Genomic DNA, 12,611 nt, shown 5'->3' with positions numbered 1-12,611 from the left:
ATATTTATAGATCATGTAAACACTTGTACTTTAATAATTATCTCATTAAATACCAATGTTTAGAATGACTAAGGCTTATATATCCATGTGTCTAGTAGAGAACAATTTAATAATGATGAATAGAATGTGAATGGTTTTTCTAAAGTTACTTAGAGTGACAAGCTGATAAATGATAAAAGGCCTATTCTGTTTGAATAAGCCTTTTTTGAATATTAGAGTGCTTTTTTCCAACTCAGAAATTTATATAATCCAAACATGAATATAATCCAGATTGGAATTAAAATCACAGATTTTTCAAACCCTTTTGTCCACATGATATATAAAATCATGCCAATAAAAATCAAAACGATATAGTTACTTAAAGGTGAAAATAGAGCAGGGAACTTGGCAACTTTGTCTTCAAGTTTCATGGCACGTTTAAACTTTAAATGAGTAAAGCTAATAATTGCCCAGTTTAAAACCAGTGCAGCCACGGCCATGTACATGAGATAGCTTAAAGCTTCTTCTGGAATAAAGTAGTTCAGCAATACACAACCGAAAATCAGAATAGAAGAAAAGATAACAGCAGGTGTTGGAACCCCTTGTTTGCTGACTTTTGTAAAAATTTTGGATGCATGGCCTTGTACTGCTAGACCATATAACATACGACTGTTTGCGTACATACCGCTGTTATAAACAGACAGTGCGGCTGTTAAAATAATAAAGTTAAGCAAATGCGCTGCCCAACCAATCCCAAGCTGGCTAAAAATCATCACAAATGGACTTTTATCTAAACCACCGAGGTCAAGCTGATTCCATGGAATGAGTGACATGATGATAGCAAGCGAAGCCACATAGAAAACCAAGATTCGAAAGATGACTTGGTTAATGGCTTGTGGAATACTTTTTTCTGGATTTTCAGCTTCAGCAGCAGTCATTCCAATTAGTTCAATACCGCCAAAAGCAAACATTAAAAAGGCGAGCATATAAAATAGGCCCGAGAACCCATGCGGGAAAAATCCGCCATGCTGCCATAAGTTTGCAAAGCTAGCGATAGAATCACTACCCGCGGTGAGCAATAAATATAAGCCAAACACGATCATGGCAATGACCGCCGCAACTTTAATAATAGCTAACCAAAACTCAGATTCGCCATAAAATTTAACGTTGCCTAAGTTCAAACATGTGACCAAAACAAAGAAAAATAAGGCTGATATCCAAGCAGGAATGTGGGGCCACCAGTAATGCACATATTTAGCAACTGCTGTCAGTTCGGTCATCGCGACCAGAATATAAACCACCCAATAGTTCCAGCCCGATAAAAAACCAGGGAATTTCCCCCAATATTTTTGTGCAAAGTAACTAAAGGAACCAACCACAGGTTCTTCTACGATCATTTCACCCATTTGGCGCATAATTAAAAATGCGACCAAACCGACAATGGCATAACCTAAAATAATAGAAGGACCAGCAGACTGGATGACTTGTGCAGAGCCTAAAAATAAACCTGTCCCGACAGCACCACCCATAGCGATCAACTGGATATGGCGATTTTTAAGTCCGCGTTTTAATTGGGAAGATGAGTTGCTCAAAATATATGCGCTGAATAAAAAAGCTGGCGCTATTGTAATAGATTGGTTAGGGATAACCTAGTTTGAAAAGGATTTTACTCAGCTAAATAAAAAGGATCCGTACAAAGCTATACGGATCCCTTTTTGAAATCAGTTATTTTAATAAATTAGAAAGATACCATTTTGCCCGGATTAATCATTGCGCCAATGCCATACATACTTTTTGCGAGTGGAATAACCACGGGTGCAAGGGTACGACCAAAAATAATATTTTGATGATCAATTTTAGATAACATTTCGAAGTCGTTAGATTGCCCAACAAAGTCATTCGCGATGGCTTTACCAATACGTACCGTCTGAGCAACGCCGTGACCACTCCAACCATGAACAGCATAAATGGGGAATTTATTGCCAAACTTACGGCTATCGACTGCACCATTTACGGTTAAATCTGTCGTGCCACTCCAGACAAAATCCATCTCTAGATTTTTAATTTGAGGGAAAACAGTGTGAATTCGATGTTCTAGATAATTTAATGTTTTCTCTGGACCCCAGCAGGTTCCCGTACCTTGGCCACCAAACAATAAGCGGTTGTTAAATACGGGGCGATAGTAATCAATTTGGAACTGAGTATCATAAACTGGATGCCCAAATGGCAGTAGCTCTTTCGTATCAAGCTCTAGCGGGGCAGTCGTCGCAACATAGGTATAAAACGGAATAGTGGTATTGTTTTGTTCTGATAAAAGTTTAAACGAAGCATGGTGTACTGCTAAAACTACAGACTTTTTAGCTTTCACGACAGCATTTGCAGTTTGAACATAAATACCATCTGGTTTTTCTTCTATTGAAATGACTTCTGTTTGTTCATAGACAGAACCGCCGTTTTGGCAAAAGCCATAAATTAAGCCACGGTTCAAAGCTAAAGGATGGATTTGTCCTCCCAACTCATCAATTAAGCCACCTGTATAGTAATCCGACTTAATATAGTCCATGAGTTCATGTTTACCCACAATGCGGGTATGGTCTTCACCTAAATATTTTCGTGCGTCGGCGCCTTGTGTTAAGCCAACTAAATGTCCTTCATGAACGGCGGCAGTAATGTGACCATATTTTCGGTCAAAGTTAAGTTGGTATTTTTCCGAGATGTCATCAATGAGTTGCATCGCTTCCGTAGAGGTAAAATGCCAGAGTTTTTTGGCATCTTCATAGCCTAAGCGATCGGCCATTTCTTGAGCTTCCCAGCGAGCTAAACCAGGGGTAAGTTGTCCGCCATTTCGGCCAGAAGCTGCACTACCTACACGGTTTTTTTCTAATAAAACAGTCTCTACGCCTTTTTCAGCTAAATGTAATGCACTCGATGAACCTAATAAACCACCGCCAATAACCACGACATCACATTCAATATCAGCTTTTAAACTGTCAAAAGTATGCCAATCAGAAAGTGAGCTTTCATAGTAGTTTGCTGGATTATCTGCCGATGCACCTTCTACAGTTGTTGCGTCAAATTTTGCATGCTTTGGATTTAACCAACTCCATTCTTTGCCCACTTGTAGAGATTTACTTGGTTTATATTCCACGTCTTTTAAAAGTTGAGGTTTAGAAATAATTTTCATGACGAAGTTCCTTAAAAATTAATAAGCATTACTGATAGCAATACTTTGTTTTTTAATCGTTTTATAGATAAATAGGAGAATGCCCAAAGCTAACCAGAAACATCCAAAAATCAGTGAAGATGAGTCAAGATTAAGCCAGAGGCAAATAATGCTGAACACAGAAATAAGCGGTAAAAATAGGTTTAGAAATTTGTTTTTAAAACCTGCGCGCTGTTTATCTTTAATATAAAACTTCATAAAAACAGAGAAATTTACGGCTGTAAAAGCGACTAGGGCACCAAAGCTGATGAGGCTTACGACTTGGGCTAAATCTAGAAAAACCGCAGACATTGAAATAAGACCAACAAACAAAACCGAAAAAAATGGTGTACCTAATGAGATATGAATTGTCCCAAAATACTTTTTAGGGAAAATATTATCGGTACCCATTATATACAGTAAACGTGAAGCACTGGCATGAGAGGCAAGGCCAGAGGCGACAGTGTTCATAATTTGTCCGCATAAGAATACAGATTGGAAAAAAGCACCACCCACGTAAAGCACAATTTCAGGCAACGCTTCAGATGGATGCTGAAAGCGTAGATTGTTTGGAAAATAAAGTTGAATAAACCAAGCTGCTGTGAAGAAAATAAGTCCACCCGCAAGAGTTGTTAACATGACTGCGCGGGGAATATTTTTGGTGGGTTGTTTGGTTTCATTAGAAAGCGTGGTAACCGCATCAAAACCTAAAAATGAAAAGCACAAAACTGAGGCACCCGCAACGAGGGGGAGTAAAGATTGGTGCTCGTGCCAAAGTGGCGCCAAAGTAAGCACATGCTCATAACCTTGAGTCGAGCCAATACCCTTAATCACTAAATAAACAAAAATGACCATGAGTATGATCGGTGCAAACACAAACAACAGGCTTAAATTGGCGAGCAACCGAATGCGGAAACAATTCACTAAAGTGACTAGGCTTGCCGATACAAGCACCCAGAACCAGTAAGGCAGGCTTGGGATAAGGGCTGTGAGATAAATCGCAGCTAGCAAAACATTAATGAGGGGTAATAACAAATAGTCGAGTAGCGAACACCAACCGACAAAAAAACCACTTTTAGGCCCTAAACTTTCAGCGGTATAACTATATGCCGAGCCTGATTTTTCTGAATTTTGACTAAATCTTGCATAGCTCCAAGCGGTGAGTAGCATGGCGCCAAGTGCGAGTAAATATGCCAGTGGTACGTGTCCATTGGTAATTCCAGAGACAATACCGAAGGTATCAAATACCGTCATAGGGGTCATGTAGGCAATACCAATAATCGTGACTTGCCAAAGAGACAGTTTTTTTAAGGAAGACGTTTTATTTTCCATGTCATTTCAACCTCAAATTCGTTGTTTTGCTTTTCATCCGGAAAAGCGATGCTATTTTTGAGCCAAAACTTCCCCTAGACCTGAATAAACAAGTCTGTTTGGAGAAACTTTGAACAAAAGCTAGGGGCTGTTTCGCTTTAGTGATGCCCTAAAGCAAGATCAGATATTTATATTTTCGGCTTCACTCTAGATCACGACCAGTTGAAAAGATTGACACGGTCGTGAGAGAACCTGCTCATGGCTTTGGTCTTTAAATAATGTGCCTGTTCTGATGGTGATGTCATTTGAAGTAATCACTCGAGAAGAGTCGTTAATCACAATTGCTTTTTGCTTAATATTCTTGAGCCTCGGCATAAGAAGTTTTTCGAGTGCGGAAACTAAAATATCGGTAGCAATTACACCGATAAATTGATCACGAATCATGACCGGATGAGCAAGGGTGATGGTGTATGCACCATTGCAAATATAGTCGACATAGGGTCCATGGATGCACGGACTTTTGTTTTGAGCAGGTTTATGGAACCATTCGAAAGAGCGAAAATCTAAAAATCGCTGAGCATTTTGATAGTTTTCAAGTTTGGCTTGCTGTAACTGATCTTCTTTTTTATACCACCATTCGAGTGTCCAATAATCCTGTTCTTCTTGCGTTGCAGGGCTATAACTTGCAAAACCAATGCCTTGACTGTAATGGCTTTCCTGTAATGCCTTTTTAATTTCCTTTTGCAAAGCTGTACGTTCTGAACCTGAAAGCTTAACGTCTTTTGTTTTTTCAGGTTCATGTTTCGAAAGAATTTTGCTCGCTTTAGTTGCCAGCTTTTCTGTAATGGCTGTCGTTTCTTCAACCACCGTCTTTAACAAATTTTGAAGCTCTTCTATATCTAAATGTTGGGTCATTCCTATAACTCCTAAAATTCCGTATTTCTCACTCGATATTTTATAAGTGCTCTACTTTATTGTTTTTATTCAATAGATAACTTATATCGAAGCATTTGGTCTGTTAGCATCGAAATGATTTTTCGCGCTTGAATAACAGCATCATCTTCATTGCCTTGAACAAAAGATGATAAAAGTTGGTGGTGTTGAGCGACGACCAGTTGATGAAATTGATCATCTTGATAAAGCACTGCGATGAGCGGCGCCCATTCGGCTTGTATAGTTAACTCTTGATTTGCCAAGCGAGCTGATTGAGCAAAAGAGGTGAGTGTGAGCAAGCAACGTAAATCAAGTTGGGCACGAGTGTCTGCTTCAACGGCCTGTTCAAATTGATCGATAAGTTCTTTGATTTTGCCCAGTTCATATTCAGTGGTTCTTTGTGCTGCCAAATATGCAGCATGACTTAAAATTGCACTATGAAACTCGCCTAAATCAGCTAGATATTCATTGGAAGCTTGACGTAGAGGATGCTTATTTAAAAGTAAATCTGAGGGCAACTCACAAACAAAGCTTCCGCCGTTTCGCCCGCGTCGTGTATCAATCAGACCCTTTACGCGTAAAGTATTTAACGCTTCACGGACCGTAATGGGTGACACTCCCATTAAGCGAGCTAGATCCGCCTCGTTAGGAAGCTGTTCATTGCTTTTGAGCAATCCAGAGATAATTGCATTTTCCAAGCGTTCCACAACTTGTTCCGATCGAGTTGCCTGAGCGATAGGTGCAAAAATTATCGTATATGCTGACATGGCGAATTCTCTAAAAGCTAAGTCAGAGACTTAGCTTAATGAAACGGATAAATGATTAAAACACGCCATATTGATGGACGGCCTGTTCATCTTCAGGCACAGCTGGTATTGCATCCCAAAGTTCAACAATTTTGCCATTATCCACACGCCATAATTCAAAATAGGCATGTCGATTTCCGGCAATACTTCCTTCGGAATGTGTCAAGACAAATTGACCATCAGCAATGGAGCGATGCGTTTTGGAGTATACCAAACCTTGTCCTTCATTACGGATATTGTTCAAAAAATCAATGACTGCTTTAACACCATCACCAATGTCTGGACTATGTTGAATGAACTGATCATTGTGAGTATATTCTTTAAATGCCTCATAATTGCCATCAATTAAAGACTTCTTAAAGAACGAGGTCACAATCTCACGATTTTCCTCTGGGTCATGGTGAGTGACGATTTCAGTCGGACCATCTAATTGAGTTCTACCACTCACATTTGGCGCGGCTTCTGCCACCAGACCATCCCAGTGTTCAACAATTTTGCCATCTTTCACTCGGTAAATATCAAAACCAACTAAAGGGTTTTCATCAAGGCCCTGAAAGCGGCCATGAATTGCAACCAAGTCACCGTCTGCCAATACACGCACAGCTTCGTGTTGCATGTCGGGGCAGTCTTCTACCAGTTGGCGAAGGCCCGAAAGACCATTTGCAACGAGTGGTGAGTGCTCTATAAAGTCTTCAGAAAAATAACGATCCAGAGCAGTGGTGTCGTGCAAATTAAAAAGCTCGTGATGGGCTTTAGTCACCAAGTCTTTCATTTCTTGCTTATTCATTTTGATCTCCTTTCAAAACTCATTGTTATTATTCGTTTGAACTCATCACATGTTTAACGCGAGTATATTCTTCAAAACCGTAGCCAGATAAATCTTTACCATAACCTGACTTTTTGAAGCCGCCGTGTGGCATTTCTGCGGTTAAAGGAATATGGGTGTTAATCCAAACTGTACCGAAATCGAGTTCACGAGACAGACGAGTTGCGCGAGCATGATCTTTAGTCCAAACACTTGAAGCTAGGCCATATTCAACATCGTTGGCTTTTTCAATCGCATCATTTTCATCTGTAAATTTTTGAACGGTAATCACTGGTCCAAAAATTTCATTTTGAATGGCTTCGTCGTGTTGTTTTAAACCACTAATAACAGTTGGTTCAAAATAGAAGCCCGGACGGTCTGCTTGTTTCCCGCCTGTTTCAACTTTGGCGTGAGCAGGTAAGTTGTCGATAAACGCTTTAACGTTTTTCAATTGGTTGGCATTGTTAAGTGGGCCATAAAGTGCGTCTTGATCATCGGGTTCACCAAAACGGGTATTTTTTGCAGCTTCAACTAACTTGCTTAAAAATTCATCATGAACAGATTCAGCCACAATTACACGCGTTGCTGCAGTACAGTCTTGGCCTGCGTTGAAATAACCCGTTAAAGCAATCATTTCAACTGCTTTGTCGAGGTCAGCATCTTCAAAAACCACTACAGGCGCTTTACCACCAAGCTCAAGATGCGCTTTCGCTAGATTTGCTGCGGCAGAAGCTGCAACTTGTAATCCGGCACGAACTGAGCCTGTAATAGAAACGAGTGCAGGGGTCTTATGTGATACAACTTTTGAACCGACTTGTGCTTGGCCTAACACTACGTTAAATGCACCTTTAGGGAAAAATGGTGCAGCAATTTCTGCCAGTAAAAGCGTACTTTCAGGAGTTGTATCACTTGGTTTAAGTACCACTGTGTTACCTGCGGCTAAAGCTGGAGCAATTTTCCAAACAGCCATCATGAGTGGATAGTTCCACGGTGTAACTTGTCCAACTACACCGACAGGTTCGCGGCGAATAGAAGAGGTTAAACCTTCTAAATATTCACCTGAAGCAGTGCCATTGAGTAGGCGAGCAGCACCTGCAAAGAAACGAACCTGATCTGCTGATGCACCTACTTCCTCAGATGCGATTAAATGTTTTAACTGACCCGTATTACGACTTTGTGCTTCAATTAAACGCTCCGCATTTGCTTCAATAGCATCTGCTAAATTCAGTAATGCTTTTTGACGAGTCGAAGGTGTACTGCGTCCCCAAATTTTAAATGCTTCTTTTGCAGCGGCATAAGCTGCATCAACTTCTGCCTCGGTTGCATTCGGTGATTGTGCATAAACTTCACCAGTCACTGGGCTGACCAAATCGAAATAATCATTTCCTTTGCTAGCAACATATTCGCCGTTAATGAAGTGTTGTAGTTGAGTTTTAGCCATTTTTTATACCTTGTCCTTAGGTTTTAACATATAACATATAATACTATATGTATTATGTTTTAAATTTTCTGTCAAATGCTTTGATGAGGGGATTGAGTGAAAAAAGTTGGAATTTAAATCAAATTGTATTTTAAGTTTTTGAATTGATTATTTAAAAAATATTAAAAATTTATTGAAGATTTTTAATTGTTCTCTATTGATTCACTACTACAAGATAGTTCTGAACCTTTTTAGAGAGGGGAAGATGCAAGTTTTTGGAAAGGTAACATCATTTTCAAAAAGTTAAGTGAATTACTTCAGCTTTATATTTTAACTTTGTAGTTTTATTCAAAGGTATCTTATATTTTAATGAGGATAATGAGTTAGAGATTCATTTAAATTCATATGATAAAATAAGTTCAGTAAAGAATTCTTTCTTATTAATAATTTATTGAAAGAAAAAATATCATTTTAAATGAGAATAATATATGGAAACTATGTATTTGGTATATCATGTTAGAGATAAAATAAGAAAAGATCCTAATTATATAAAAAAAGTTCAGGCTTTAACTTTGAATGAATTAAGACCAATGCATGGATTGAAAGGCACATATGGGCTATATGGTTCGCTTGAGTGGTTAAATAATTTAGAGTCGGGGACAATTCCACGTCAAGAAATATCAGGAACAATTCGGCGTATTTATACAACTGATATGGATAATGGCAACATACCAGACACTATGGATATTGAATTAAAAGATATCGGCAAAATTATGAAGCAAGGTATTTTTTTAAATAATGAATCCGATATAAATCTTTTTATTGTAGGGAGGAGGATAGAGATTATCTATTATATAGAGGATATGAAAGCAATTGATCATGCAACTGGTGAAAATGTAAAGCATGAGTTTGTTCTTGAAATGAAAATTTCAAACTGATCATAGATAGTCTTTCAATATATTCTACAGAAAGAGATATCCTATTCTGTAGAATAATATATTGAATATGTTTGTAGGTTATTAGCTTGAAAAAATAAGAAAACTATTAATCTCAGGTCTTATGACTCGCAAGCAGAATGCTGGTTTCACTGTTATAAATACCTGAAATATTCCTGATTCTTTCTAATACTTTATCGAAGTTTTCTAAAGTGTCAGAGCGTAGCTCAACCAAAATGTCCCATTTGCCATTGGTTTTATGCAAACATTCCACGGCACTTTCTAGGCGTAATTCTTTAATCACAGACTGCGCTTTAGTGCCTTCAACCATAATGCTCATCCATGCACGGATGACGTTGCGTTCTGCATTGGGTTTAAACCGTACTGTATATCCAGTAATGATGCCCGAAGACTCTAAATATTCGATTCTCTTTTTGACCGTTGCCCGTGAAACGTGAACTTTTTCGGCTAACTCGGTAACAGACATCCGTGCGTTATCTTTAAGCAAACCTAAAATAATTTGATCAATGTTATCCATATTGTAATTGTCAATTATCAAATTGGTAAAAAATAATTCATTTTTGACTGAATTACAAATTTTGTGAATCAATTTGATTTTGGATAATAGGGTCATCAGTTAAGCCTAATAATTCAATTTAATGGACTAGATAAGATGAATAATTTTGCAGTTTCTCGTAATGACTTTAACGAGTGGATGGTTCCAGTTTTTGCACCGGCAAATTTCATTCCAGTACGTGGAGAGGGTTCACGTATTTGGGATCAAGAAAATAAAGAATATATCGATTTTGCAGGCGGGATTGCAGTAAACGCATTAGGTCATGCGCATCCAGTGGCAGTGAATGCTTTAACAGAACAAGCAACAAAACTTTGGCATGTAGGCAACGGTTATACCAATGAACCTGTTCTACGCCTTGCAAAACAACTCACTGAAAATACATTTGCCGATAAAGTGTTCTTCTGTAACTCAGGTGCAGAAGCGAACGAAGCCGCATTAAAACTGGCTCGTAAAGTTGGGCTAGACAGTGGTGTAGCTGGTAAAAGCGGCATTGTGGCATTTAACAATGCTTTCCATGGCCGTACCTTATTTACCGTTTCGGCGGGTGGTCAACCTAAATATTCACAAGACTTTGCACCTCTTCCAAATGGTATCAACCATGTTGCCTTTAATGATTTAGAAGCTGCAAAAGCAGTCATTAATGAACAAACATGTGCAGTCATTGTTGAGCCGATCCAAGGTGAAGGCGGTGTTATTCCGGCTGATATCGAATTTTTAAAAGGTTTGCGTACACTGTGTGATGAGTTCGGTGCCTTACTTATTTTTGATGAAGTACAAACTGGTGTTGGTCGTACGGGTGCACTGTATGCCTACATGAACTCTGGTGTTATTCCAGATGTGTTAACGACTGCAAAAGCACTAGGTGGCGGTTTCCCAGTCGGTGCAATGTTAACAACCGATAAGTTTGCTCCGCATTTTTCAGTGGGTACGCATGGTACGACTTATGGTGGTAACCCATTGGCCAGTGCGGTTGCCGGGGCAGTATTTGAGTTTATTAATACGCCTGAAGTACTTGAAGGTGTAAAACATCGTCATCAATATTTCCTAGATGCATTAAATAAATTAAATGAAAAATATGAAGTCTTTAAAACGATTCGCGGTGAAGGTTTATTGATAGGTTGCGCTTTAAAAGACAAATTTGCTGGTAAAGCAAAAGACATCAATAACCTTGCGGGCGAAGAAGGTTTACTGAGTCTTATTGCAGGTCCAAATGTTGTACGTTTTACGCCGTCTTTAATTATTCCATTTGCTGACATTGATGAAGGTTTGCAACGCTTTGAACGTGCGCTTGCTCGCTTTGTGGAAATTCAAAAGGATGTACAAGCAGCATGATGATTATTCGCTACATTGAACCTAAAGATGTTAATGACCTTTATATATTGGCTCAAAAAGCGGGTTTTGGTTTGACATCTTTGCAGCCAAATATGGAAAAACTTGCTGCTCGTATTGAACGGGCGTGTAAAACAGTAGCAGGTGAACTCCCAAAGGCAGATCAGGTTTACTTATTTGTTTTAGAAGATACTGAACTCAACAAAGTTGTCGGTGTTTGCGGTATTGAAGTTGCACTTGGTTTAAAAGAGCCTTGGTATAACTTTCATGTAGGAACACAAGTTCATGCTTCTGAACCCTTAAGTGTTTATAACGCTTTACCTACTTTATATTTGAGTAATGACCATACCAACTGTAGTGAGCTTTGTACTTTATTTTTAGACCCTGACTATCGCTTAAATAAAAATGGCAAATTTTTATCTAAAGTCCGTTTCTTGTTTCTCTCAGCATTCCGTCAATATTTTGAAGAAACGATTGTTGCCGAAATGCGTGGATACTCTGACGCCAATGGGCAGTCACCATTTTGGAATGCGGTAGGTCATAAGTTTTTTAATATTGAATTTACCAAGGCCGATTATTTGAGTGGAGTCGGGCAAAAGGCTTTTATTGCTGAGCTGATGCCGAGACATCCACTTTATGTCGATATGCTGCCTGACGATGCGAAAGCTGCGATTGGCATTGTTCACCCAAATACTCGACCAGCCTACAACCTCTTGCTTGAAGAGGGACTACGCTACAAAGGCTATGTCGATATTTTTGATGGTGGTGCAACGCTGCAAGCGGATATCGAAAATTTACGGGCGATTAAAGAAAGTCAGTCTGTAACGGTACAAATCGAACAGCCTCAAAATATCGCTGTAGGGGATGAGTCTTACATTGTGGCCAATGATGATTATGAAAATTATCGCGCCATTCTTGTGTATAGCAAACCTCATCAGAACATATTGCAGTTAACAAAAGAACAGGCAAAACAATTGAATGTCGAAAATGGCTCTTTAGTTCGTGTGCTAAGTGTCCATGTTAAACAGGTTTCGAGTCCAGAAGTGAATAAACTCAAAGAGGTTAAACATTTGCGAATGGTTGTTAATTAAGCGGGAATTACTATACATTTCACCAAATTTAAGAAGGAATACTATATTATCGCTAGCGCAAGATGGGTATATGGATAAATACAATCTTGCTCGCTGAGCTGAGATTAATTAGTCTGTTTTTCTTTATAAAAGTTAAATCAATAAAATATTTGATTAGTTTATATATTTTAAATGTTTATCGAAATTATGTTTTGGAAATCAGGCTAATATAATAATGAAGGAA

General features: G+C 38.7%; 11 protein-coding genes. 3 read left to right on the top strand and 8 right to left on the bottom strand.

All coding sequences use genetic code 11. The features are described 5' to 3' along the window. Window positions 1–212: 212 nt before the first annotated feature. The 7 genes from ACYU0V_RS12740 to ACYU0V_RS12710 form a co-directional block, all read right to left on the bottom strand. Window positions 213–1,571, bottom strand: a complete 1,359-nt coding sequence (locus ACYU0V_RS12740; RefSeq protein WP_081325663.1) for an amino acid permease — start codon at window positions 1,569–1,571, stop codon at window positions 213–215. 146 nt (window positions 1,572–1,717) lie between these two features. Further along, a complete protein-coding gene (locus ACYU0V_RS12735) occupies window positions 1,718–3,163 on the bottom strand; it encodes an NAD(P)/FAD-dependent oxidoreductase (RefSeq protein ID WP_461847720.1) in 1,446 nt (481 codons plus the stop codon). 18 nt (window positions 3,164–3,181) lie between these two features. Beyond that, window positions 3,182–4,513 (bottom strand): APC family permease, encoded by a 1,332-nt coding sequence (locus ACYU0V_RS12730; RefSeq protein ID WP_174755632.1) that lies wholly within the window; start codon window positions 4,511–4,513, stop codon window positions 3,182–3,184. Between the two features lie 186 nt (window positions 4,514–4,699). Next, complete coding sequence (locus ACYU0V_RS12725) at window positions 4,700–5,407, bottom strand: cache domain-containing protein (RefSeq protein WP_461847718.1); 708 nt, start codon at window positions 5,405–5,407, stop codon at window positions 4,700–4,702. Between the two features lie 65 nt (window positions 5,408–5,472). Continuing rightward, window positions 5,473–6,192 (bottom strand): FadR/GntR family transcriptional regulator, encoded by a 720-nt coding sequence (locus ACYU0V_RS12720; RefSeq protein WP_046813644.1) that lies wholly within the window; start codon window positions 6,190–6,192, stop codon window positions 5,473–5,475. Between the two features lie 55 nt (window positions 6,193–6,247). Beyond that, window positions 6,248–7,018 carry a nuclear transport factor 2 family protein gene (locus tag ACYU0V_RS12715; protein WP_014206134.1) on the bottom strand — a complete coding sequence of 257 codons (771 nt, stop codon included), beginning with the start codon at window positions 7,016–7,018 and terminating at the stop codon, window positions 6,248–6,250. Window positions 7,019–7,046: 28 nt separating this feature from the next. Next, on the bottom strand, window positions 7,047–8,477 hold the full coding sequence (locus ACYU0V_RS12710; protein WP_033848716.1) for a gamma-aminobutyraldehyde dehydrogenase: 1,431 nt from the start codon (window positions 8,475–8,477) through the stop codon (window positions 7,047–7,049). A 467-nt stretch (window positions 8,478–8,944) separates the two neighbouring features. Between ACYU0V_RS12710 and ACYU0V_RS12705 the strand changes: the two genes are divergently transcribed. Further along, window positions 8,945–9,394 (top strand): hypothetical protein, encoded by a 450-nt coding sequence (locus ACYU0V_RS12705; protein WP_317810491.1) that lies wholly within the window; start codon window positions 8,945–8,947, stop codon window positions 9,392–9,394. A gap of 112 nt (window positions 9,395–9,506) precedes the next feature. Here the strand turns inward: ACYU0V_RS12705 and ACYU0V_RS12700 are convergent, their stop codons facing one another. Then, window positions 9,507–9,929 carry an Lrp/AsnC family transcriptional regulator gene (locus ACYU0V_RS12700; RefSeq protein ID WP_002120489.1) on the bottom strand — a complete coding sequence of 141 codons (423 nt, stop codon included), beginning with the start codon at window positions 9,927–9,929 and terminating at the stop codon, window positions 9,507–9,509. A gap of 135 nt (window positions 9,930–10,064) precedes the next feature. Here ACYU0V_RS12700 and ACYU0V_RS12695 point away from each other — a divergent pair, with 135 nt between their 5' ends. Both ACYU0V_RS12695 and astA read left to right on the top strand, forming a co-directional pair. Then, window positions 10,065–11,300, top strand: a complete 1,236-nt coding sequence (locus ACYU0V_RS12695) for a bifunctional succinylornithine transaminase/acetylornithine transaminase (RefSeq protein WP_461847716.1) — start codon at window positions 10,065–10,067, stop codon at window positions 11,298–11,300. Continuing rightward, window positions 11,297–12,388: an arginine N-succinyltransferase gene (gene astA, locus ACYU0V_RS12690; protein ID WP_347745567.1), complete on the top strand. Its 1,092-nt coding sequence runs from the start codon at window positions 11,297–11,299 to the stop codon at window positions 12,386–12,388. Before ACYU0V_RS12695 ends, astA begins: the two co-directional genes overlap by 4 nt. Window positions 12,389–12,611 lie beyond the last annotated feature (223 nt).

It is taken from the genome of Acinetobacter sp. X9, from assembly GCF_054889255.1.
This window is presented reverse-complemented; position numbering and strand designations above follow the sequence as displayed.